Source organism: Pseudomonas sp. LAIL14HWK12:I1 (assembly GCF_003202095.1).
Classification (GTDB): Bacteria; Pseudomonadota; Gammaproteobacteria; order Pseudomonadales; family Pseudomonadaceae; genus Aquipseudomonas; species Aquipseudomonas monteilii.
In genome coordinates this window covers 118,115-141,643 of the sequence record NZ_QJKG01000010.1, presented here as the reverse complement: position 1 = coordinate 141,643, position 23,529 = coordinate 118,115, and the positions used below count along the sequence as shown (strand labels likewise).

Here is a 23,529-nt window from a genome sequence, read left to right as displayed (position 1 = left end):
GTCCCATGGCGGCGCCGTTGTAGCGGTCCATACTCAAGGTTCGCCCTTCAATAACAACAAGTACCGGGTTCCTTTCACTATGAGCTATCAGCACAGCTACGCCCATTCCATTTCCGACCCTGCCGCATTCTGGGCGGAACAGGCCGCGCACCTGGCCTGGCACCGCAAGCCTGCCCTTATCCTTCAAGACAACGCCGACGGTACCCACCGCTGGTTCGCCGATGGCCGCCTGAACAGTTGCTACCTGGCCCTCGATCACCAGATCGAGCAGGGCCGTGGCGAGCAGCTGGCACTGATTTACGACTCGCCGGTGACGGGCGTGCAGCAGGCCTATACCTACAACCAGTTGCGCGACGAAGTGGCGCGCCTGGCCGGCTTGCTGCGCCAGCTAGGGGTAAACAAGGGCGATGGTGTGATCATCTACATGCCCATGGTGCCGCAGGCGGCCATGGCCATGCTGGCCTGCGCGCGCATTGGAGCGGTGCACTCGGTGGTGTTCGGTGGCTTTGCCGCCAACGAGCTGGCGCTGCGTATCGATGACGCCCGGCCGGCGCTGTTGCTCACGGCATCCTGCGGGCTGGAGTTCGACCGGGTAATTGCCTACAAGCCGCTGGTCGACCGTGCCCTGCAACTGGCCCGGCACCAGCCGCGCAATGTGCTGGTGCTGCAACGGCCGCAGGCACAAGCTGAACTGCAACCAGGCCGCGACCTGGACTGGCAGGCGGCCTTGGCCGGCGCCACGCCGGTCGCCCCGGTCGAACTGGATGCCGGTGACCCGCTGTACATCATGTACACCTCGGGCACCACCGGCAAACCCAAGGGTATCGTCCGGGAAAACGGCGGTAATGCTGTGGCGCTGTGCTATGCCATGCGCCATATCTATGGCATGCAGGCCGGCGATGTATGGTGGGGCATTTCCGACGTGGGCTGGGTGGTCGGCCATTCGCTGATCGTCTACGGGCCGTTGATGAGCGGCTGCACCACGGTGTTCTACGAAGGCAAGCCGATCCGCACCCCGGACGCCTCGGCCTACTGGCGGGTGGTGGAGCAATACAAAGTCAATGCGCTGTTCTGTGCGCCCACCGCCATGCGTGCCATCCGCAAGGAAGACCCGGAGGGCGAGCTGATCCGCAAGCACGATCTCAGCTCGCTGCGCCAGCTGTTCCTGGCGGGTGAGAAGCTCGACTCAAGCACCCATGAATGGCTGGAGCGGGTCAGTGGCAAACCGGTGCACGACCATTGGTGGCAGACCGAAACCGGCTGGCCGGTCACTGCGCCCTGCGTCGGGCTGGAGGGCAGCGCGGCCAAGCCGGGCTCAAGCAACCGGGCGGTACCGGGCTACCATGTGCGTGTCGTGGATGACGAAGGCCACTTGCTGGGGCCTAATCACCAAGGCTCGATTGTCATTGCCCTGCCGTTGCCGCCCGGGTGCAGCCAGACGCTATGGGGCGACCACGAGCGTTATTTGCAGGCCTACCTGCGCACCTATCCGGGTTACTACCACACAGGCGATGGCGGCTACCTGGACGATGATGGCTTTGTCTACATCATGGGGCGCACGGATGACGTGATCAACGTGTCCGGGCACCGCCTGTCCACCGGCGAAATGGAAGACCTGGTGGCCTGTCACCCGGCGGTGGCCGAGTGCGCGGTGATTGGTGTGCACGACGAGATCAAGGGGCAGGTGCCGCTGGCGCTCGTTGTGCTCAAGGACGGCGAGGGCATCAGCGAGGCGCAGTTGCTGGTGGACCTGGTGGGCAGCGTGCGCGAGGCAATCGGCCCGCTGGCCTGTTTCAACCGGGTTCGGCTGGTGAAGCGTTTGCCTAAAACGCGGTCGGGGAAGATCTTGCGGGCGGTGCTGCGCAAGATTGCCGACGGGCAGGACTACGTGCCGCCTTCGACCCTGGATGACCCGGCGGTGCTGGGGGAGATCGAGGGGGTGCTGGCGGATTTGCCCAGGGCGGGTTGATGCGCTGACTCTTCTGGCCTCTTCGCGGGGTTACCCGCGAAAAGGCCGTATCAGGCAATGGAGATCTAAGGGGCTATCTGATGCAGTTGCCCCAACCGGCTGCGGGTTCGCATCAGGTCGGCAAGCGGCCCGCCCAGGCTCTCTTCCAGCGGTCGCTTGCCAATCACCGTCACTTGGCGGTCCTGGTCATACAGCACATCCACCAGGTTGACGAAGCGCTGCTGGGCTGCCAGCGAACACTCCGCCAAGTCATCCAGCCCATCAATGATCCACTCATCATACTGCTGCGCCAGCACCAGGTAGTCGATCACCGCCGTGGCCTTTTCGCACAAGTCGTCAAACCCGAGCACCACCCGCCGGCCGTCGATGGCCAGTGCGCGTAGTGGGCGCTTGTTCACCTCCAGCATCACCGGCTGTTCGCGCGGCACGTTCAGCGCCTGGCGCTGCGCGGCATCGCCTGGCCACACATAATGGCCCTGGGTGAAACGCTGGTGCTCGCGGTTGGCCGGCAGGCTGCGAAAATCCGTATCGCCGCCTACCTCCAGCACTTGCATAGCGCTGTTGATCAGGCGGATCACGGGCAGGAAACGCTCGTGGTACAGCGGGTTGGGCAGCAAGCCCTCAGGGGCGTAATTGGAGGTCACCAGCAGGAACACGCCACGGGCGAACAAGGCGTTGAACAACCGGGTGAGCAGCATGGCATCGCCAATGTCATGCACATGGAACTCATCGAAGCACAGCACCCGGCAATTGCCCACCAGCTCATCGAGTGTGGCGCCCAGTGCATCGTCCAATGCCCGGTGGTGGTGCATGCCCTGGTGCAAGCGGGCAAAGAAGTCATGAAAGTGCAGGCGCAGTTTGGCTTCTACCGGCACCGCCTGGAAAAAGCCATCGAGCAGCCAGCTCTTGCCGCGTCCCACCGAGCCGTACAGGTAAAGGCTGCGTGCTTGCCCTTGTTCGAGCTGTGCCAGTTGTGTGGCCATGCACTGGATCACCCGTCGCTGGCCATCACTCAGCTGGTAACCCCGGCTGCGGGCTTTTTCCTCGAACCAGTCGAGCAGTTCACTGTTGTTGGCTTCGGCGCCACGCAGGCGTTGGCCAAGCTGGCGAAGTGGGGCGGGGATCCAGGCAGACAAATGCACAGCTCCTTGGGTGATGGCGGGGCAGCGTGCAGCTTGCCCGAGGGCGGCCATTTTGACTAATACGGAAAGTGGCCGGCAATGATCGCTTCATGCGATAGGTCTGGCATCAGCGCGGGCGAAAATGACTAACTCGCTGTTTTCTGGCAATTTTTTTCATCAGGGGGCTTCACAGATCAAAACTTTGTTGTTAAAGTGCCGCGCATTCCAAGACAACAACCCAGTTGTCACTCAGTTGGAATTGTCAGAGCAGCAAGCGCTGCATCCGATACAGGGGCGTCGCCAAGCGGTAAGGCAGCAGGTTTTGATCCTGCCATGCGTTGGTTCGAATCCAGCCGCCCCTGCCATTTTTCAGATTCAAACGTATATCACCCGGTGCCTGGAAAGATGAGCGCTGGGTTTTGTCGTTTTTGTCGTTTTTGCGCGATGTCTGTAGAGCGGCCTTGTGCCGCTCTCAACTAACCTGCAATCCCCAGCATTTCATTCAGCACCCTGGCCAGCTCATCCGCCTGCACGGGCTTCTGGATGACCACGCTGCGCGGTAATTCCAGGCCCTGCAACTCCGCATAACCGGTAAGAAACACCACCGGCAGGTGCGGGTAGCGGTCACGGGCCGCCAGCGCCAACTGCGCGCCGTTGAACTCGGGCATGGCGAAATCGGTAAGCAGCAGGTCGATTTCCCCATCCAGCAGGACCAGGGCCTGTTCGCCGCTGTGCGCCTGGCGCACCTGGTAGCCGTACTGGCGCAACACGTCGCCCAGCATGTCGCGCACCAGGTGGTCATCATCCACCAGCAGCACCGTACGGTTGCGGCCACTGTCGCTGACCGGCTGCCTGAGCAGCGGTACGGCCGGTTCGCTCATGGCCTGCTCCTTGACCGCCGGCAGATACACCGCCACTTGCGTGCCACGGCCAGGTACGGTGTCGATGCGCACGCCGCCCCCGGACTGTTTGGCAAAGCCGAACACCTGGGCCAGGCCAAGGCCGGAGCCCTTGCCGATGTCCTTGGTGGTAAAGAACGGCTCGAACACCTTGGCCAGCACGTCTTCGCTCATGCCGCAGCCGGTATCGCGGATGCTCAGCATCACGTATTCCCCAGGCTCCGGGTCTTCGGGGCGCTGTGGGCGGGTATCGATGCAGGTATTGTGAGTGGTCAGGGTCAGCTGGCCGCCATCGGGCATGGCATCGCGGGCATTGATCGCCAGGTTGAGGATGATCATTTCGGTCTGGGTAGGGTCGGTCAGGGCCTGCCACAGGGCCGGATCCAGGTCCAGGCGTACCGAGATGTTACCGCCCAAGGTGCGGCTTAGCAGTTCTTCCAGGCCGGTCAGGGTGCGATTGAGGTTCAGCGGCACGGGATCCAGGCGCTGACGGCGGGAAAACGCCAGCAGCTGTGAAGTCAGCTTGGCGCCACGCTCGCCGGCTTCGCGGATGTGCGTGAGGCGCGTGCGGGCTTTGTCCAGGTTGGCCTTGGCCAGGTCGCGCTCGAGAAAGCTGGCGCCGGTGAGGATTACCGTCAGCAGGTTGTTGAAGTCGTGGGCCACGCCTGCGGTCAGCTGGCCGACCGCTTCCAGCCGTTGCATCTGCTGCAGCGCCGCCTCGATGCGTTCGCGCTCGTTGATCTGCTCGCGCAGGCGCGTGTTGGCTTCTGCCAGGCCAAGGGCGGCTTCGCGCTCGCTGGTAATGTCACGCGCCACCACGTACAGCAAGGTGTCCTCGGGCACCACCACCCACGACAGCCAGCGCTGCTGCCCACCGGCGTGCTGGATGCGCCCGACGAAGCGGGCACTGGTGCGGCCGTGGGCGAGGGCGGCCAGCTCGGTAAGCAACAGTTCCTGGTCGTGCTCGGGCAGCAGGTGCAGCAAGGAGGACTGGCTCAGGCGCTCGCGGGAGAAGCCCAGGCTGGCTTCCCAGGCGGGGTTGAGTGCGACTGGGGTCAGGTCCTTGTTGAGCACGGCCAGCAGGTCCTGCGACAGCTCCCAGGCGCGGTCGCGTTCACGGGTGCGGCGTTCCACCCGCTCGCCCAGCATCTCGTTGAGCTGGCGCAGCGCCTGGGTGGCCAGGCGCTGGGTGTGGATGTCCTGCAGTACGCCGGAAAAACGCACGCACTGGTCGTTGACGAACTGGCACTGGCCGCTGCTAAGCAACCAGCGTGGCTCCAGCCCGTTGGGTTGGGCAATACGGAACTCGACCCGGTAGTGGCCCCCGCTTTCCGGGCGCATGGCGTGCTCCACCGCCTCGCGCACCAGTGGCAGGTCGTCGGGGTAGATGCCGGCGTAGAACACGTCAAGGCTCATTTCGGTGCTGGTGGGCAGGCCGAACAGCGTCTTGCAGCGGTCGTCCCACAGCAGCAGGCCTTCTTGCGGGCGCAGGTCCCAGGTGCCCATGCCGGCGGCGTCGATGGCGATGCGGGCACGGGCTTCGACATCTGCCAGTGCCTCTTCGGCGCGGCGCCGGCGCTGGCGTTCCTGCACCTCGGTCAGGGCCCGGCGCACGGCCTTGGGCAGCAGCGGCAAGTTTTTCTTCAGCACATAGTCGGTGGCGCCGAGGCGGATCATTTCCACCGCGTGCTCTTCGCCATAGATGCCGGACAGGAAAATGAACGGTACGGCTGGCGCCAGGCGTTGGGCGATGGCCAGCACCTCGGTGCCGGACGAGCCTGGCAGCACGCAGTCGCACAGGATCAGGTCATAGTGGGCCTCACGCAGGGCATGTTCGACACCCCAATGGTCGAACACCAGCCGGTGCTGCACATTCAGCCCGCTGCGCTCCAGGCGCATCAGGGTCAGCTCGGCGTCCATCGAGCTGTCCTCGACCATCAGTATTTTCAACGGCGTTTGCTGCATCGTTGCGGCGGCCTCAGTTGCTACCGCGACGGTTCAGCCGCAGTGAGCCGGGTGGCGGTTCGTTGAGCACTGCCCAGAATACCCCGAGGTCGGAGATGGCGGCGACGAATTCCTTGAATTCCACCGGTTTGACCACATACGCGTTCACCCCCAACTCGTAGGCGCGCAGCAGGTCGGGCTCCTCCCGCGAGGAGGTCAGCATGACCGTGGGGATGCTGCGCAGTTCAGGTGTGGTACGAACTGCCTTGAGCACTTCAAGGCCATCGACCTTGGGCAGTTTCAGGTCCAGTAGCAGCACGGCAGGGTTGCCGTCGTCGCGATCGGCATAGACATTGCGGCGCAGCAGGTAGTCCAGGGCATCGGCGCCGTCGCGCAGCACGATGACTTCGTTGGCCAACTGGCTACGCTCCAGGGCCAGCAGCGTCAGCTCCAGGTCCCTTGGGTTGTCTTCGACCAGCAGGATGGGTTTGAGCATGGTGATAGTGGTGCCTCAGGTGGATGCGGGGTGGTGTGGCAGGGTGAAGTGGAAGCTGGCACCCTGGTCGATCTGGCCAGTGGCCCAGACCCGGCCGTCATGGCGCTCGATGATACGACGTACGCTGGCCAGGCCAATCCCGGTGCCTTCGAAGTCCTCCATGCGGTGCAGGCGCTGGAACACCCCGAACAGCTTGTTGGCGTAGGCCATGTCGAAGCCTACGCCATTATCGACGATGATGATTTCGGTTTCGTCAGGGTGCTGTACCGCGCGGATGCCAATGTGCGCGGGGTTACGGCCACGCGTGTACTTGATGGCATTGGCGATCAGGTTGTGCAAGGCCATGTTGATGAATGCCGGATCGCCGATCACCTTGGGCAGTTCAGCAATGTCCCAAACGATTGCGCGGCCTTCGTAATCCGGCGCCAGCTCGCTGCGAATCGCATCGACCAGCGTGTTAAGGTCGACGTCGGACAGGCGCAAGGCCGAGCGGCCCATTTGCGAGAAGTTGAGCAGGTTGTCCACCAGGCTGCCGGCGAAGTGCGCTGCTTCTCCGATATGCTGAAGGTAGCGCTTGCCGCGTTCGCTCAGACCCTGGCCTTCGATTTCGCCGAGCAGTTCGGTGTAGCCGGCAATGTGCCGCAAGGGGGCGCGCAGGTCGTGGGACACGCTGTATGAAAATGCTTCAAGCTCTTTGTTCGAACGGCGCAGCTCGCCTGCCAGTTGCGCCAGCTCTTCGGCCTTGCGCAACACAATGCCCAGCACCGCGCTGCGCAACTCCATCACGCCCTCGATCACCAGCGGGTCCCAGGGCTCGCAGTAGTCGCGCAGTTCTTCCTGCCAGCGTTCGAAACTGTGCCGCGGGTCGAGGTTGCCCTGCGGCCCGGCCTGCTTGGTCGGCTGGCCAGCCCAGTTCACCGTGCGCACCTGCTCGGGGCGAAACCACAGCAGGTAGTGCGAGTGGATCTGCGAGATGGCCACCGCCAGCACACCGCCCGCATGGGCGGCCAGCTCGGGCAGGTCGGTGATGTCACGGCGCAGGTTGTCACTGTGGAACACGGTGTCTGCACCGCGCTGGCCAAGCCAGTGTACCAGCGCGGTCACCTGGGCTTCGGGCGGGGTCTTGCCGATCAGGTCGCAGCGTTCGGCCGAGATCACGGCGGCACCCTGCGCATCGGCAAAGGCCAGTAGCACATGGGGCAGGTCGCGCAGGCCGTCGCTGACGCTGTCATGGTCGGCCATGGACGAGATCATGCGCACGATGTGTTGGCGCAGCGCCAGCAGCTTGCGTGTGCTGGCATGCGCCTCGCGGGACTCGATCTGCAGCGACAGCACGCTGGCCAGCAGCTCGCTGGCCGTGCGGGTACGCAGGTCCACTGCGCGCGGCTGCTCATGGTGGCAGGACACCAGCCCCCACAGTTCACCGTCGACCACGATCGACAACGACATCGACGCCAGCGTGCCCATGTTGCGCATGTATTGCAGGTGCACCGGTGACACGCTGCGCAGCGTGGCAAAACTCATGTCCAGTGCCTTGCCGGTACGCGGGTTGGTGGCCGGGTGCAGGGGCGAGGGTTGGTAGTTGGCATCTTCGATCACGCGTATGCGGTTCATCCGGTACAGCTCGCGCGCCTGGCGCGGGATGTCTGCAGCCGGGAAGCATAGGCCCAGGTAACGGGGGTAGCCCGGGTCGGCCACCTCGGCCAGCACCTGGCCGTTGCCATCGGCATCGAAACGGTACGCCTTGACCCGGCCAAAACCGGTGATGCGCTTGAGTTGCAGCACCGTTTGCTGCAGCAGGTCTTCAAGGCTGCTGGCCAGCTGAAGGCTGCCAACGAAGCTGCGCACCAGTGGGTAGTAGTCGCCTTGCCCGACCAGGTCCGGTGGCAGGCGTGGGGGTTCGAGCTCGGCCACCAGCACGTCGTCGTGACAGTGCACCAGCAGGTGCAACGGGGTGCTGAACGGCGCGCCTTGGCGCAAGCGCACGTCGCCTATGTGAAAAGGGAAGATTTCATCGTCGGGTATGCGCGCGAGCTGCGCGCGTAGGTCAAAACCGTCGCCGACCAGGTGGGTGAATTGGCAACCGATCAGTTCCCGGGCCGGCAAACCCAGCCACTGTTCGACATTTTCACTGGCCTGCAGCACGCACAGGTCGGTGGCATCCAGCACCAGCAAGAAACCGTGGGGCTGGATGCTGCTCGGCACGTGGATCGGTTCCCGGGCACAGCGTTCCATGGCTTCTTCCAGCGTGTTGTCTGCAGTCATCAGTGAAAACGCTCCTGTCTTGTCCGTCCCTGTATGGCACAGGATAAGGTGTGACACCCTAACAGAATATCAGCAGTTTTACCGGCCTCTGGCCATTGGAGGCATTGGGTAGCGAGGGGTTCTACGCGGGGCTGGTTTTTTTTGACGGGGCGGTATCGCTTTATCGCTAATACAAAAAAATGGCTTGATGCCACCACGGTCGCGCTGCCTCGCTGCTACGCTCAATTCAGGACGTAACGACAAGGATAACAAGGTGACGGAGCGCTTGGTGGCCGTGCTGTTGGGCCTGTTGTTCAGCGGCAGTACCGTGGCAGCGGATTTTCTCGTGGAAGTGCGGGTGCTGGTGCAGCGTGGCTGCATGCTGGTTACCCAGGCACGCGATGCGGGAGCCCAGGCCCTGGGGCGAATAGACCTAGGGGTAACAGCGCGCCTGGACGGCCCGGACGCACCGCTCAGTGGCGTATTGCTGAGCCAGCGCCCGCCGCGCCTGGAGTGCAACCCCGACACCCCTTACCAGATACGCGTCGATGGCGGCCAGCATGGCGGCGTTGGCGAGTTGCGCTACCTCGCCAGCAGCGACCGTTCGGCCCGGCCCATTCCCTACCGCGTTTACCGCGACGCGGCTTGGCGCGAGCCGCTGGTAGTCGGCGTGGCTCAATCGGCGAGGGTGCCCAGTAGTGGTTCGGCCGAACTGCCGTTGTACGCGCGCATCGACAAGCTGGCCTGGGTACCGAGCGCAGGCGCGTATGCCGACCTGCTCAAAGTCACGGTCACCTGGTAGGGACGCCGCCATGCACAAGGACGCCATGCCATGAACCGTACTTCCATCCTGTTACTCACCCTTGGGCCATTGCTGGTAACTGGCGGTGCGGCGCACGGCAGCACCACCGGTTTCATCCAGGCGCGGCTGGTGATCAGCGCGGCCTGCCAGATCAGCAGCAACGACACTCAACCGGCCGTACTGGGTAACCCGGGTCTGCTGGATTTCGGTGAACGTGGCCCGAACTGGGACCAGCCGCTGCGCAGCCGGGTTGACGAAGCAAGCGGCGAGGGCAGCCTGCAGATCAGTTGCACGCCTGAGGTACGGGCGTTCAACGTGCGGATCAACGGTGGCCTGAATGGCGACGACGGCATTCGCCGACTGAGCAACGGCCGTGAACTGATTCCTTATCAACTGGCGGTCGACCCGGGTGGCAACAGCCGCTACGCCATCGGCCAGGCACGCGCCTTCACCATCAACAGCACCCGGCAGATCCCGATTCCCATCTACGGAGTGGTAGTGGCGCAACGTCGCGCGCTGCCGGCCGGGCTGTACCGCGACACCCTCAGAGTGACCCTGGACTGGTAACTACGCAAGGAGACTCCGATGCGAACGAACCTCTCACGCTGCATGCTTGCAGGCCTTTGCCTCGCGCTGGCCTCCCAGGCCCAGGCGGCGACGGTAACCGGGAATATCACCTCGACGCTGACCTTGATTGCCGCGTGCCAGGTCAACGGTAGTTCGGGTACATCGGGGCTTAACTTCGGTGCCTTGAACTTTGGCACCCAGGATGCCCTGTTCACTACCGCAAATGCCCAGGTACTGGGGGGCGGGGGCGGCGCCATGAGCATTCTGTGCTCGGCCGGTACGGTGCCGGTGGTCAAGGTACGTGCGGGCCTGCACGACGGCCAGTCGAGCGGTGGCACGCGTGCCCTCGCTGACGGCGCTGGCAACTTTGTACCTTACGACCTGTATACCGACTCGGGGCGTACAACGTTGCTGGCAATCGACGGCACCATCACCCTGCCCACCAGTACGGGTGTGGCCCAGACCGTCAACCTGTACGGCAAGGCCGTGGGCAAGGCGGGTTTGCCAGCTGGGGTGTACAGCGACACGATTTCGGTTGAGCTGTCGTTCTGAACCATGCGCCGCTGGTTGACGTGGGGCCTTACGGGCACCGGTTTGCTCCTGGCTACACCGTTGAGCGCGGTGACTACCAGCACCTTCACCGTGACGGCACAGATTGTTGCCGGTTGCCTGGTGGTGGGGGGCGTCACCAGTTATGGAACGCTGGACTATGGTACGCAGTCTGCGTTGTCCACCAGCACCCTGAGCACCTCGCTGGGTGGCACCACGGTCACGTTCCAGTGCACCCCCGGCGTTGCCATGAACATGAGCGTGGATGGTGGGCAGAACAGTGCGAGTGGCACGCGCAACCTCAAGCGCACGAGCGGCCCGCAGCTGCTGGCCTACCAGCTTTACCGGGACGCGGCCTACAGCCAGACGTTGGGCATCGGCACGAGTGTGGCCGTGAGCTATTCCGACCCGACAGCGATCAAACTGCCGGTTTACGGGCGGGTTCAGCTGAGCGGCACGCTGCCAGCGGGGACCTACACCGATGTGGTGCAAGTGACGGTGACCTGGTGAGTGCCAGCGCCACCAACGACACGTGTCTAAGGAGAGTTGCATGCGGCAAGGCGCGAAGTGGGCGCATGGATTGATCGGGTTATCGTGGCTGGCGAGCCTGCCAGCCGGAGCGGCGACTTCGGTGCTGATCTGGCCGATCGACCCGGTGTTGGAGGCTGATCAGAAGGCCGGTGCCCTGTGGCTTGAAAACCGCGGCACGGCGCCGGCCAACCTGCAGGTACGGGTATTCGCCTGGCGCCAGGGCGATTATCAGGAACAGTTCCAGGCGCAGCGTGAAATCATCGGCAGCCCGCCGGTGGCCAACATCGCCCCTGGGCAAAAGCAGCTCATCCGCCTTACCCGCACCGGCCCGTCACCGGCCGGTCAGGAGCAGGCCTACCGCATCATCATCGACGAAATCCCGCCCGCCATTGCTGTGGACAAGGCCGAGCCAGGCGCCACTGCGGCAATTCGCCTGCAGATGCGCTATTCGGTGCCTCTGTTCGTCTACGGCGAAGGCCTGTGGGGCAAGGCCGACACCGAGGGCAGGCGCAATGCCGAGGGCGTTGGCAAGCCGCAACTCACCTGGCGCCCGGTGACCGTGCAGGGCAAGCCCTACGTTGAGCTGCGCAACACAGGCCCGGTGCATGCGCGCCTGACCGATGTGGTGGTGCAGCAAGGCAGCCAGAGCAAACCGTTGGCCGAGGGCTTGCTGGGCTATGTGCTGCCGGGTGCCAGCATGCGTTGGCCGGCACCCGTGGCGCCCGGCAGCACCAGCGTGCTCAAGGGCCGGGTCAACGGCCAAGGCTCGGCGGACGCCATCCGCCAAGGCCAATGAGCCAGCAACCGAATGCAGTGCAGGGGCCAGGGAGGACCCGGCAATGGTTGGAAACCGTGTGTGAAATGGCTGACGGCGACGACGCGCCGCTGGTGCCTGGGGCTGGCCATGGCTGGCCCCTGCCTGGCGCTGGCCGACGACCTGCCCCCGCCGCCTACGGAGATGTCCGCCACCGCCGATGCCACGCTGTACCTCGACCTGCTGGTAAACCAGATGCCCAGGGCTGAACTGGTGCCGGTGCAGCAGCGGGCCGGGCAGTTGTACCTGGACAGCGAGGTGTTGCGCGCGGCCGGTATTTCGCTGCCGGGCAACCCCCAGGGCGAAGTGGCACTGGAAGGCATCGCAGGGTTGCACACCGACTACGACAGCCAGAACCAGCGCTTGCTGCTGCAGGTGCCGCCGGCCTGGCTGCCCGATCAACAGGTCGGCGACCACAACCTGTACCCGGCCAGTGATGCCCGCAGCAGCTTCGGCGCCTTGTTCAACTACGACCTGTACCTGAACGACACCGATGATGGCGGTACCTACCTGGCCGCCTGGAACGAGCTGCGCCTGTTCGACAGTTGGGGCACGTTTTCCAGCACCGGGCAGTGGCGCCAGTCGTTCAATGGCGCACAGGCGGATGCAACACGCCAGGGGTTCATGCGTTACGACACCACTTGGCGCCTTACCGACGAGCAGCGCCTGCTCACGTATGAAATGGGTGATTTTGTTACCGGTGCCTTGCCCTGGAGCAGTTCGGTACGGGTAGGGGGGCTTCAGTTGTCGCGTGATTTCGGTGCACGCCCCGACCTGGTGACGTACCCGTTACCGGCATTCGCGGGTGAAGCGGCGGTTCCGACGTCGCTGGACCTGTTCATCAATGGCTACAAGTCCAGCACCACCGAGTTGCAACCGGGTCCATACACCTTGACCAATGTCCCCTTCATCAATGGCGCGGGGGAAGCGGTGGTGGTCACTACTGATTCTTTGGGACGGCAGGTGTCGACCACTTTGCCGTTTTACGTCACCAGTAGCCTGCTGCAAAAAGGGCTGTCGGACTATTCGATGGCGGCAGGTAGCTTGCGACGTGATTACGCCGTGCGCGATTTTGCTTATGGCCCAGGCGTGGCTTCGGGCAGCCTGCGCTACGGGCTCAGCGACACCTTCACTTTGGAAACCCATGCCGAAACCTCCGAATCGCTGATGCTGGGCGGCCTGGGCGGCAACATGCGGCTGGGCAACTACGGGGTGCTCAACGCTGCCTTGGCGCAAAGCCGCTTCGACGGCGAGAAGGGCCACCAGGTCGCCTTGGGTTACCAGTACAACAGCCAGCGCATCGGCTTCAGCTACCAGCGCCTGCAACGCCATGGCGATTATGCCGACCTGACGCGGGTCGATTCCCCGGACATGCAACTGAGCAAAAGCAGCGAGCAGGTCACCCTGAGCCTCAACCTGAACGAGTACGGCAGCATAGGTGCCGGCTATTTCGATGTGCGCGCCGGTGACGGCACGCGAACCCGTCTGATCAACCTGAGTTACAGCAAACCGTTGTGGGGCAGCAGCAGCGTGTACCTGTCGGCTAACCGCGAAGTGGGTGATAGCCAGTGGGCGGTGCAGGCGCAGCTGGTGATCCCGTTCGACCTGCACGGCACCCTGGCGTTGAGTATGGAGCAGAGCAAGGAAGGCGAGCGCCTGCAACGGGTCAACTACAGCCATGCGGTACCGGCCGGCGTCGGCGTTGGCTATAACCTCGGTTACGCCGCAGGCAGTGACCGCGATGCCTACCGCCAGGCTGACGTTACCTGGCGGCTGCAATCGGTGCAGTTGCAGGCCGGGGTGTATGGCAGCAGCGGCGAGATGACCCGCTGGGCCGACGCCAGTGGCTCGCTGGTGTGGATGGATGCGGGCGTTTTCGCCGCCAACCGCATTGACGATGCGTTTGTGGTAGTGAGTACTACAGGTTATGCCGATGTACCGGTACGCTACGAGAACCAGGAAATCGGCCGTACCGATTCCAAAGGTCATTTGCTTGTGCCATACAGCAGCGGGTACTACCGCGGCAAGTACGAAATCGACCCCATGGACCTGCCACCGGACGTGCTTGCTGCTGAGGTTGAACAGCGCGTGGCGGTGCGCCGGGGCAGCGGTTATTTGCTGGAGTTCCCGCTCAAGCGTGTGATGGCGGCCAGCGTCGAGCTGGTGGACGGCAACCAGCAGGTGCTCAAGCTGGGCAGCCGGGTCACCCACGAGCAAAGTGGCAGCCAGGCCGTGGTGGGTTGGGACGGATTGGTATACCTGGAGAACCTGTCGGAGCACAACCGCCTGCAGGTGCAGATCGAAGGGGGCGGGCAGTGCCAGGTGGCCTTCGACCTGCCCGAAGCACAAGGCTCGATACCCTTGATTGGCCCGTTGGTGTGCCGATGAGTGGCTGGCTGCGTGTCCTGTGGGCGAGCGTGCTGCTGTTGCCAGCGGGTACCTCCTGGGCCCTTTGCTCGTCGGTAGCAACGTTGCCAGCAGCGTTTGGCAGTCTGAATTCAACGCAGGTTCGCACCACGGTGCAGACTGCGTCGACCCTGAACTCCGGTTTGCAGTGCACAGGTTCATTACTGACCTTGCTCAGCAGCAGTGATCATTTCTACGCGACGATAACGCCTGCCTCGGGCGGGTTGGTCGGCCCTACAGGCGATGTCATTCCTTATACCCTGTACGCGAACAACACGACCAGTTACCCGATCACCCGGGGGGTGGCCTACGACTTTGCCCGCAACGGTATTATCGACCTGTTGGGGTTGCTCGGGGGCACTACACCCAAGGCAGTGCCGATCTACATGCGCACGCAGATCGGTAGCAACGTTGCAGCAGGGTTGTATCAGGAAAACCTGACCGTGGCCTGGAGCTGGGATTACTGTTCGGGGATTGGCGCGCTTGGAATATGCCTGGGGCGTGACGTTGGTTCGGGCACCAAGACCTTGAACGTGAGCCTGACCGTGACCAACGATTGCCAGATTACCACCCCCGACATCAGCTTCAGCAGCGCGCCGGTGGTCGCAGGGTTCGGTACGGTGAGCCAGAGCCTTAACGTGTCGTGCACCAAGGGCAGCAACTACACCGTGGGGCTGGACGACGGGCAGAACGTCTCCGGTGGCCGGCGGCGAATGAAGTCATCGGCCAACAACTACCTGGCCTACGACATTTTCAAGAGTGCCGGGACGGTGCGCTGGGGCTCATCGGGGGCGGCACGACGTGCCAGTACCGATGCAGACGTCAACCCCGGGGCGGGTACCGGTATCGGCAGCCAGGTGTTCAACTATAACGCCAAGGTCTACACGGACCAGGCTACGCCGCCAGCGGCGACCTATTCCGACAGTGTGATACTGGATGTGCAGTTCTGAGCCCAGACCTCTGTAGGGCTTACCGGCCTCATCGCCGGCGAGCCAGCTCCCACGGTACTGCACATGGCTCAGGTATAGCGCGGTCGAGGTGGGAGCCGGCTTGCCGGAGATGAGGCCATGATGGTCAACGCAAATCGTCAACCATTTTCGCCAATGTCTCCAGGACCGCCCCGGCCAGTGCCTTCGACCGCGCCCCCGACCACCCGGTAACCGCATCGGGCGCGTCGTCATGGTCCTTGAACGGCATCTCCAGGGTCAGTGACAGGCAGTCATGCGCCATGCCCACCGCGTTGCAGGCCAGCGTGGTATTGGCCTGCCCCGGCTCGTCACGGGTGTAGCCATGCACGGTCTGGAAGTCCCGGGTCAGGGTGCACAAGGTGCTGCGGAACTGCTCCTCGAGCGTTGCCAGGCGTGGCGTGTAGCCCGGGTTGCCCTCACAGGCGGCGGTGAATACGTGGGGGATCTCTTCATCGCCGTGTACATCGACAAAGGCGTCCACCCCGTACTGCTTCATCTGCGCTTGGGCAAAGAACACCTCCGGGGTCAGCTCGACGCTGGCGTCCTGCCAGGCGCGGTTGAGGTCCTTGCCCTTGAAATTGGTACGCAGGTGGCCGAGGAAGGCGCCGTCCGGGTTCATGTTGGGGATCAGGTAGAGGTCGGCCTTGGCCAGCAACTGCTGGATTACCGTATCGTTGGCCTGCAGGCGATCGATTACCCCTTCCATGAACCATTCGGCCATATGCTCGCCCGGGTGCTGTTGGGCAATCAGCCACAGCTTGCGCTTGCCAGTGGCGCCATCACCGGCGCGCAGCAGCGGGATGTCGCGGCCCTGTACGCTTCTGCCGCTGGCCAGCAACTCGATCCCTGGCAACTGGCGAGCACGTTCGATCAGCTGGTTGTGACGGGCGCGCGGGTAGGGCTCGAAGTAGGCGAACCAGATCTGCTGGTGCTCTGCTTTCACTTCGAACGACAGCGCCGTGCCGTCGAACTGACTGGGTACGCGGAACCAGGTGTTCTGGTCGTAGCTGGCCACTGCGTTGTAGCCGCTCCAGGCATTTTTGTACGAGGAGCCCGATGCGTTGTCGAGGCTGAAGCGATGGACCTGGCCCGGGGTCAGCCCACTGACCTTGAAGTGGAACCACTGGTAGTGGCCGCTGTGGGTGTCGGGGCGGATGGCCAGGTGCACCTGGGCCGGGTTGCTGGCGTCCAGCACCTGAATGTTGCCGGAATCGAAAGCGCAGTCGATCTGCACGGGGGACAGCGTCACGGTCATGGGCCGGGCTCCTTATCGGGCGTTGTTGTAGGGGTACTGTACACGGCTTGGCCCGGTCGACGCCAAAATCGCACCGGCATGAAGGTTATTTGAAGAACTGGCTCGGTGTGGTGCCGAACTGGCGCTTGAACATGCTGGCGAAGGCACTGGGGCTGTCATACCCCAGCGCCCCCGCCACATCGATGATCCGCTCGCCCTGTGCGATCCGCTCAAGTGCCTGCATCAGCCGCGCCTGCTGGCGCCACTGGCCAAAAGTCATGCCGGTTTCCTTGCGGAACAGGCGCTGGATGGTCTTTTCATCTACGCCCAGTTGCAAGGCCCAGTCAGCCACGGTGGCGTTGTCATCAGGCCTTTCGTGCAAGGCCGAGCAGATGGCCTTCAAGCGGCTGTCGCTGGGTTGCGACAGCTTCAGCGGCAAGGTTGGCAGTACGCAGATTTCGTCGAGGATCAAGCGCATTACCCGGGCCTCACGCGAGTCCTCGGCAAAGGGGGCGGTAAAGCTCACCGACGCTTTGATCAGTTCGCTGAGCAGCGGCGAGATGCTGATGGCCTTGCTCTGCAGGGGCAGGCCCGCGGCTGCGTCGGTGCGCACGAACACACTGCGCATCTTCACGTCGCCAACACAGCGGATGGCGTGCACCTGGCCGCAGGGCATCCACACACCGCGGCTGGGCGGCACGGTCCAGCATTCGTTACCGGACTCGACGATCATCAAGCCTTTGATGGCGTAGATCAGTTGATGCTTGGCATGCCGGTGGGGTTCGATGAACCAGTCCGTAGGGTAGTCGGTCGCGCGGCTCCCCACTTCCCAGGTCCATTCATCGACCTCCACCAGCAATTCGCGCTGCGGCTTTACCATCGTGACCTCGTGTAGATGCAGCCAGGCAGCGCCACTTTAGCAGCAACGGTTCGGCCGGGCCTGCGAGCGGGTGGCCGGCAGCAGCGCGGTGGCCAGCCCGAGCAGCGGCAGGAACGCGATGGCCTGGTACACCCACTCGATGCCATGCCGGTCGGCGAGTTCGCCCAGGCCGGCGGCGCCGATGCCGCTGATGCCGAACATCAGCCCGAACATCACCCCGGAGACCATGCCGACCCGCCCTGGCACCGCCTCTTGAGCATACACCACCAGGGCCGCGAAGGCCGAGGACATCACCAGGCCAATGGCCACGGCCAGTACGGCTGTCCAGGCCAGGTTGGCATGGGGCAGGGCCAGGGCGAAGGGGGCAACGCCAAGGAACGAGACCCAGATCACCGCCTTGCGCCCGATGCGGTCACCCACCGGGCCGCCGGCAAAGGTCCCCAGCGCCACGGCTGCGAGGAACACGAACAGGTACAGCTGGCTGTGTTGCACGCTCAGGCCGAAATGCTCGATCAGGTAGAAGGTGAAGTAGTTGGTGAACGAGGCGATGTAAACGAACTTGGCGAACATCAGCACGGCTACCACGGCCACTGCGCGCCACATGGCACCCCGCGACAACCCGGGCGCCTGCTGACCGGCGAAGGTCTTGAGCCGGGCCTGGCCGTGGCGCACGCTCCAGCCTGTTACCCGCAACAGCACCCATACTGCCAGTGCAGCCGCCAGCATGAACCAGGCAATGGCCGGCTGGCCGTGCGGAATGACGATCGCGGCGGTGAGCAGCGGGCCGAGGGCCGAGCCGGTATTGCCGCCAACCTGGAAGGTGGATTGCGCGGTGCCGAAGCGCCCGCCGGAGGCCATCCTGGCCACCCGCGAGGCTTCGGGGTGGAAGGTCGCCGAACCCACGCCAACCACTGCGGCGGCCAACAACAGCATTTCATAGCTGCCGGCAAAGGCGAGCAGGGCGATGCCCACCAGCGTCACCAGCATGCCGGCGGGCAGCAGGAAAGGTTGTGGATATTTGTCGGTGAACAGGCCGACCCAGGGCTGCAGCAGGGAGGCGGTCACTTGGTAGACCAGGGCGATCCAGCCGATCTGGGCAAAGCTCAGCGCAAAATCGCTTTTCAGCATGGGGTAGATCGATGGCAGCACCGCCTGGATCAGGTCGTTGAGCAGGTGGGCGAATGCAGCAGCACCGACGATGCGGACCACAAAGCCCTGAGGCTGGTCGGCAGGCGTGGTCGAGGCTACGGAGGCAGCGGAGGTTGTCATGGGCAAGGTTCTTCTGTGGCAAGGGAGCAAGGCATTGCCGCAGCAGGGTAGCCAGTGCCCGGGTTGCCTGTCTCACGCCGAACAGGCAGCCACTGCCGCGTTTCGGGCATCCGTGCCCGCAAAGCCCTTTTAGCGTTCGTGCCTGGCCATCCAGCGCAGCAATGCCGCAATCGGTATGCTGCGGTGAGCCTCGTGTCGGTAGGGCTTACCTTCGGCGCTGAAGCGCTCTCGATACCGGCTAATGACCAGGCTACGGCCATCAGCCGATAGCCGCGCCTCCAGTTCATGCAGCAACAGGGGTTGCCGGGCGGCACCTTCCAGGCGCCTGAACAGCAGCATGGCCGCCTGGGCATCATTCATGGCCGGTTGCCTCCGGGCAATGGGCTTGCCACGTTCCAGGTCTGCCTGCCTTGCCTTCTGCCACCCGGTTGCTGCGCTGCTGGGCGGTGTAGTCGCGCATTGCCAGGTAGTAATCGGGCCAGGTGTGCAGCAGATCGGTCAACGGCAGGGTGGCGGCGCGCCCATCCACGATGTGCCCGGCAGTGGCCACGGTCGTGAGGGTGGCAACCGTGTCGCTGTTATCGCCGAACGGGTCCACGGCCATGCTCAATACCTTCCCGGTAGCGTCGCGCACGTTGTGCGTACCCAGTAATGGCAGCTCGACGATGGGGCCATTGGCGATGCCCCAGACGCCGAAAGTCTGGCCAAAGTCTGAGCGGTGTTGGCTCAGCCCCATCTTCCCGGACACATCGACCAGGCCCGCCACACCCAGGGTGGTGTTGAAGATGAAGCGTGAAAGGCTGGTCATGGCCCGTTCGCCGTTGCCCTGCAGCAGGTCGTTGACGAACACCTTGGGCTCGCCGAAGTTGTTGGCAAAGTTGTGCACGCCCTGCCGGGCAAAACCAGGCAGCGCGGTGTAGCCGCGGGCGATGGGGGTCAGCAGGTAGTCATCGACCGTGCGGTTGAAGGCAAATACTGCGCGGTTGGCGGGTTCCGCCGGATCGCTGACTTGATAGGCCACAGGGCCGCAGGACGAGGCGGCAGGTGCGCGCTGGCTGCAGCCTCCGGCTGCAAGCAGCGACAGTGCCAGCGCAGCAGAGCGCGCCGAACGGGAGACGGATGATGAGCGGGACATAGGCACATTCCTGGCAAGAACTGGCGGCGATGCTGCCCGGCTTTTTTTGCCTGGTAATGTCTGGATTGTCTCGGCCCGGACACTTTGTTACCGGGTTGAAATATATGACGGCCGCAGGGTGATGGCCTTAAAGTACCGCTTGGTTACCTTGTTCGTGGTGCTTTTTCGTGAGCCATTTGCTGATCGTCGACGATGATGTCGAGGTGCTCGACCTGTTACAGAAGTTTCTTCGCCAGCATGGCTACGAGGTAGACGTCGCCTGCGATGGCAAAGCGCTCTGGCAGGCGATCGAGCGGCGCGTGCCAGACCTGGTCATCCTCGACGTGATGCTGCCCGGTGACAGTGGCCTGGTGCTGTGCCAGCGCCTGTTGGCCGAACACAAGGTGGCAGTGATCATGCTGACCGCCATGGGCGAGCTGAGCGACCGTGTGGTGGGCCTGGAGCTGGGGGCAGACGACTACCTGACCAAGCCGTTCGCTGCCCGTGAACTGCTGGCGCGGGTCAGGGCCGTGTTGCGCAGGGCCGGTGAGGGGGCTGCTGGCGCTGTTGTCGCTACGAGCCACCCCTCGGTGCTTGAGTTCGCCGGCTGGCAGCTGGACGTGGTGCGGCGCGAGTTGCGCTCGCCGGATAACGTCATGATCCCGTTGTCCAATGGTGAATTCGAGCTGTTGCTGGTGTTTGCCGAGCATCCACGTCGGGTGCTTAGCCGCCAGCAGTTGCTGGACCTGGCCCGTGGTGAAGCCTACGATGCCTACGACCGCAGCGTTGATGTACAGGTGAGCAGGTTGCGCCGCAAGCTTGAAGCCGACAATGGCAGTGAGCCGTTGATTCGCACCCTGCGTAATGCCGGCTACCTGTTCACGCCCACGGTCGCCAGGCGATGAAGCTGTTCACCCGGCTGCGACAGGCCCTGCCGCAGCCAAGAATCACCATTGCCCGCTGGATTGCGCTGACCACTTTGACGGCGATGCTGTTCCTGTTGCTGCTCAAGGGGCTGTTCAGCCTGCTGTTGAGTGTGTGGGCGCAACCACCGCTGCTGGAAAGCGGGGTGATCGAGAAAGTGGCAGCGGTGACCCGCATCCTCGATGCGGCGCCTGTGTTGCAACGCAGCAACATTGCGGGCGCGGCGGGTGACGGCACCTATTCGGTACGCTGGTTGCAGCGCCATGACGAAGCCGGTGTGCCCATGCTGGTCGATGCCGAGTACCGCCAGGGCACGCCTATCCTGCGTGCCTTGCTCAAGCGCCCGGATGCCAGGGTCGAGGCATTCGAGCCTTCCGACATGCCGGAATACGCCCCTGAACGCGGCTATGCCCTGATGATCGAGCTGAGCGACAAGTCCTGGGTGCTGTTTCGCGCTACCAGCCGTAGCTGGGGCCTGGATGAACTGCCGCGTAACCTGATCATCCTCGCCTTGATGCTGGCTTCCAGCCTTGCTGTCGCGTTGTTGGCCACACGCTACCTGGCCAAGCCCCTGGAGCGCTTTGCCGAAGGTGCGCGGCGCTTTGGCAAGGACTTCAACGCGCCCCCCATCCCGGTGGTCGGCCCGCACGACCTGCGCCAGGCCATCCTGGCCTTCAATGCCACCCAGGCTCAGCTCAAGCATTACCTGAACGACCGCACGCAGATGCTCGCGGCCATCTCCCACGACCTGCGCGCACCACTGACGCGCATGCGCTTGCGCGCTGAGTTCATCGACGATGCCCAGTTGCAGGCCAAGTTGTTTCAGGACGTTGACGAGATGCAGGCGATGGTCGATGCCGCGCTGGCGTTTTTCCGTGATGACGCGCGGCTTGAACCCACCACCGTGTTCGACCTGGGCGAGCTGCTGCTGACCGTGGTGGACGACTTCAAGGATGCGGGCGTGGAGGTTGGCCTCAGCGGGCCGCGCCGCTGTGTTTACACCGGGCGGCCCGTGGGCATCAAGCGGGTGTTGGTCAACCTGATCGACAATGCCGCGAAGTACGGTTGCGAACCAACGGTGGTGTTGGTGGTAACTGCCAGGCAGATAGAAATTACCGTGCAGGATCGCGGGCCGGGTATCGCGCCGGAACTGCAGGAGCAAGTATTCGTGCCGTTTTACCGTATTGAAGGCTCACGTAACCGCGACACTGGCGGTGTGGGGCTGGGCCTGCCCGCCGCACGGGCCATCGTGCTGGAACAAGGTGGCAGCTTGACATTGAGCAACCGCCTCGACGGCGGTTTGCAAGCCAAAGTCACGCTGCCAGTGGGTTGATCAAAGCCCCAGTTCGCTGAGCCCGGGGTGATCGTCCGGGCGCCGGCCCAGCGGCCAGTGGAACTTGCGCTCGGCCTCGCTGATTGGGTGTTCGTTGATGCTCGAATGACGGTTCTGCATCCGTCCGTCGTCGGCAAACTCCCAGTTCTCGTTGCCGTAGGCGCGGAACCACTGGCCGCTGTCGTCGTGGTATTCGTAGGCGTAGCGCACGGCAATGCGGTTGCCGGTGAAGGCCCACAGTTCCTTGATCAGGCGGTATTCCAGTTCGTGGTGCCATTTACGGGTCAGAAACGCTTCGACCTCGGCACGGCCACGGGGGAACTCGACGCGGTTGCGCCAGACCGTGTCCGGGGTGTAGGCGAGCGCAACCTTGGCAGGGTCACGGCCGTTCCAGCCATCTTCGGCCAGCCGGACTTTTTCGATGGCACTTTCGCGGGTGAAGGGAGGAAGGGGTGGGCGGGACATCGGTGTACTCCTCGGGTCGTTTGGCTTGTAGCAGGTTAGCTGCCGCTGCCTGGACAGAGAATGGATGTGCCGGGCACTTCATAATTGCGGTGCGTGGAATAGTGCTGAGGTATCGTGCCCAGGTGCGGCCCTTGTGTCACCCCTGCACAAGGGCGTACCCCTGTCAGTCCCAGGCCGGTGCCAGGCCGTGCGGGCTGACTTCGCGGCCATTGCGTTCGAGCGTGGCGATGCGTGCCATGTCGTCTGCGTCCAGCTTCAGGTCACGGGCAAGCAGGTTGCTGGCCAGGTTTTCACGCTTGGTCGACGACGGGATGACCGCATAGCCCAACTGCAAGGCCCAGGCCAGGGCAACCTGGGCGACAGTAGCCTTGTGCTTCGCGGCAATCTCGGCGAGTACCGGGTCCTTCAGCACCTTGCCGTAGGCCAGGGTCATATAGGAGGTGACGGTGATGCCCTGTTCCTTCAGGAACGCGGTCAGCTTGCCGTTTTGCAGGTAAGGGCTGAGTTCGATCTGGTTGGTCGCGATTTCGCCTTTGCCGACGACGTCGATGGCCTGGCGGGTCAGCTCGATGTTGAAATTGGATACACCGATCTGGCGCGTCAGGCCCAGTTTTTTCGCTTCGGCCAGCGCGGTCATGTATTCGCGCAGTTCCACCCCGTTGCCCGGCGCTGGCCAGTGGATCAGCAGCAGGTCGACATAGTCGGTACGCAGTTTGCTCAGGCTGTCGCGCAGGCTGGGGATGAGCTTGTCGGCGGCGTAGTTGTCCACCCAGATCTTGGTGGTGACGAACAGCTCGCTGCGCGGCACGCCGCTTTCGGCGATCGCCTGGCCGACGTCAGCTTCGTTCTTGTAGATTTGCGCGGTGTCGATCACCCGGTAGCCCAGCGCCAGGGCCGACTTGACCGAGTCGATAACGGCTTGCCCGGTGAGGCGGAAGGTGCCTAGACCAAAAGATGGGATGCTCATGAAAATGCTCCTTGGCAGATCAGGGTGGACCCA

Annotated in this window: 21 protein-coding genes and 1 tRNA gene; 11 read left to right on the top strand and 11 right to left on the bottom strand. The window is 63.6% G+C overall.

From position 1 onward, the window contains the following. Positions 1-79: 79 nt before the first annotated feature. Positions 80-1,969 (top strand): propionyl-CoA synthetase, encoded by a 1,890-nt coding sequence (locus D906_RS22370; protein ID WP_019097997.1) that lies wholly within the window; start codon positions 80-82, stop codon positions 1,967-1,969. A gap of 65 nt (positions 1,970-2,034) precedes the next feature. Here D906_RS22370 and zapE read toward each other — a convergent pair whose 3' ends face one another. After that, the gene (zapE, locus tag D906_RS22365; RefSeq protein ID WP_027615735.1) at positions 2,035-3,105 is read right to left on the bottom strand and encodes a cell division protein ZapE; all 1,071 of its coding nucleotides are present in this window, start codon (positions 3,103-3,105) and stop codon (positions 2,035-2,037) included. 275 nt (positions 3,106-3,380) lie between these two features. Between zapE and D906_RS22360 the strand changes: the two genes are divergently transcribed. Beyond that, positions 3,381-3,455: transfer RNA gene (locus D906_RS22360), tRNA-Gln, on the top strand. A gap of 111 nt (positions 3,456-3,566) precedes the next feature. Here the strand turns inward: D906_RS22360 and D906_RS22355 are convergent. The 3 genes from D906_RS22355 to D906_RS22345 are packed head-to-tail and all read right to left on the bottom strand — an operon-like array spanning position 3,567 to position 8,694. Continuing rightward, positions 3,567-5,954 carry a response regulator gene (locus tag D906_RS22355; protein WP_019097999.1) on the bottom strand — a complete coding sequence of 796 codons (2,388 nt, stop codon included), beginning with the start codon at positions 5,952-5,954 and terminating at the stop codon, positions 3,567-3,569. Between the two features lie 13 nt (positions 5,955-5,967). Then, positions 5,968-6,429 (bottom strand): response regulator, encoded by a 462-nt coding sequence (locus tag D906_RS22350; protein WP_019098000.1) that lies wholly within the window; start codon positions 6,427-6,429, stop codon positions 5,968-5,970. Between the two features lie 15 nt (positions 6,430-6,444). Continuing rightward, complete coding sequence (locus tag D906_RS22345) at positions 6,445-8,694, bottom strand: ATP-binding protein (RefSeq protein WP_019098001.1); 2,250 nt, start codon at positions 8,692-8,694, stop codon at positions 6,445-6,447. A gap of 253 nt (positions 8,695-8,947) precedes the next feature. On the opposite strand from D906_RS22345, the gene D906_RS22340 reads away from it, so the two are divergent. The 7 genes from D906_RS22340 to D906_RS22310 all read left to right on the top strand — a co-directional run bounded on the left by D906_RS22340 (position 8,948) and on the right by D906_RS22310 (position 15,292). After that, a complete protein-coding gene (locus D906_RS22340) occupies positions 8,948-9,475 on the top strand; it encodes a spore coat U domain-containing protein (RefSeq protein ID WP_019098002.1) in 528 nt (175 codons plus the stop codon). Between the two features lie 30 nt (positions 9,476-9,505). Next, complete coding sequence (locus D906_RS22335) at positions 9,506-10,042, top strand: spore coat U domain-containing protein (protein WP_019098003.1); 537 nt, start codon at positions 9,506-9,508, stop codon at positions 10,040-10,042. A gap of 18 nt (positions 10,043-10,060) precedes the next feature. Then, on the top strand, positions 10,061-10,594 hold the full coding sequence (locus tag D906_RS22330; RefSeq protein ID WP_019098004.1) for a spore coat U domain-containing protein: 534 nt from the start codon (positions 10,061-10,063) through the stop codon (positions 10,592-10,594). 3 nt (positions 10,595-10,597) lie between these two features. Further along, positions 10,598-11,101 carry a spore coat U domain-containing protein gene (locus tag D906_RS22325; protein ID WP_027615734.1) on the top strand — a complete coding sequence of 168 codons (504 nt, stop codon included), beginning with the start codon at positions 10,598-10,600 and terminating at the stop codon, positions 11,099-11,101. Between the two features lie 40 nt (positions 11,102-11,141). Next, positions 11,142-11,918, top strand: coding sequence for a molecular chaperone (locus D906_RS22320; protein ID WP_025754391.1), 777 nt, complete (start codon positions 11,142-11,144; stop codon positions 11,916-11,918). A 108-nt stretch (positions 11,919-12,026) separates the two neighbouring features. Next, positions 12,027-14,324 carry a fimbria/pilus outer membrane usher protein gene (locus D906_RS22315; RefSeq protein WP_027615733.1) on the top strand — a complete coding sequence of 766 codons (2,298 nt, stop codon included), beginning with the start codon at positions 12,027-12,029 and terminating at the stop codon, positions 14,322-14,324. Then, positions 14,321-15,292 (top strand): spore coat U domain-containing protein, encoded by a 972-nt coding sequence (locus D906_RS22310; RefSeq protein ID WP_019098007.1) that lies wholly within the window; start codon positions 14,321-14,323, stop codon positions 15,290-15,292. Before D906_RS22315 ends, D906_RS22310 begins: the two co-directional genes overlap by 4 nt. A gap of 124 nt (positions 15,293-15,416) precedes the next feature. Here the strand turns inward: D906_RS22310 and D906_RS22305 are convergent, their stop codons facing one another. The 5 genes from D906_RS22305 to D906_RS22285 form a co-directional block, all read right to left on the bottom strand. Next, on the bottom strand, positions 15,417-16,565 hold the full coding sequence (locus D906_RS22305; RefSeq protein ID WP_027615732.1) for a M14-type cytosolic carboxypeptidase: 1,149 nt from the start codon (positions 16,563-16,565) through the stop codon (positions 15,417-15,419). A gap of 85 nt (positions 16,566-16,650) precedes the next feature. Beyond that, complete coding sequence (locus tag D906_RS22300) at positions 16,651-17,424, bottom strand: helix-turn-helix domain-containing protein (RefSeq protein WP_019099694.1); 774 nt, start codon at positions 17,422-17,424, stop codon at positions 16,651-16,653. A gap of 36 nt (positions 17,425-17,460) precedes the next feature. Further along, positions 17,461-18,693, bottom strand: coding sequence for an MFS transporter (locus D906_RS22295; RefSeq protein ID WP_019099693.1), 1,233 nt, complete (start codon positions 18,691-18,693; stop codon positions 17,461-17,463). Positions 18,694-18,822: 129 nt separating this feature from the next. Continuing rightward, positions 18,823-19,053: a hypothetical protein gene (locus D906_RS22290; protein ID WP_019099692.1), complete on the bottom strand. Its 231-nt coding sequence runs from the start codon at positions 19,051-19,053 to the stop codon at positions 18,823-18,825. Next, entirely contained in the window at positions 19,046-19,828 is a 783-nt protein-coding gene (locus D906_RS22285) for a VacJ family lipoprotein (RefSeq protein WP_027609724.1), read from the bottom strand. The genes D906_RS22290 and D906_RS22285 overlap by 8 nt, the downstream gene beginning before the upstream one ends. A 167-nt stretch (positions 19,829-19,995) precedes the next feature. Here D906_RS22285 and D906_RS22280 point away from each other — a divergent pair, with 167 nt between their 5' ends. Both D906_RS22280 and D906_RS22275 read left to right on the top strand, forming a co-directional pair. Beyond that, positions 19,996-20,712, top strand: coding sequence for a response regulator (locus D906_RS22280; protein WP_016714713.1), 717 nt, complete (start codon positions 19,996-19,998; stop codon positions 20,710-20,712). Continuing rightward, positions 20,709-22,064, top strand: a complete 1,356-nt coding sequence (locus tag D906_RS22275) for an ATP-binding protein (RefSeq protein WP_027609723.1) — start codon at positions 20,709-20,711, stop codon at positions 22,062-22,064. Before D906_RS22280 ends, D906_RS22275 begins: the two co-directional genes overlap by 4 nt. Here D906_RS22275 and D906_RS22270 read toward each other — a convergent pair whose 3' ends face one another. Together D906_RS22270 and dkgB are read right to left on the bottom strand one after the other, a co-directional pair. After that, positions 22,065-22,529, bottom strand: coding sequence for a nuclear transport factor 2 family protein (locus D906_RS22270; protein ID WP_027615731.1), 465 nt, complete (start codon positions 22,527-22,529; stop codon positions 22,065-22,067). It lies immediately after the preceding gene. A gap of 163 nt (positions 22,530-22,692) precedes the next feature. Next, on the bottom strand, positions 22,693-23,496 hold the full coding sequence (dkgB, locus tag D906_RS22265) for a 2,5-didehydrogluconate reductase DkgB (protein WP_027609722.1): 804 nt from the start codon (positions 23,494-23,496) through the stop codon (positions 22,693-22,695). Positions 23,497-23,529 lie beyond the last annotated feature (33 nt).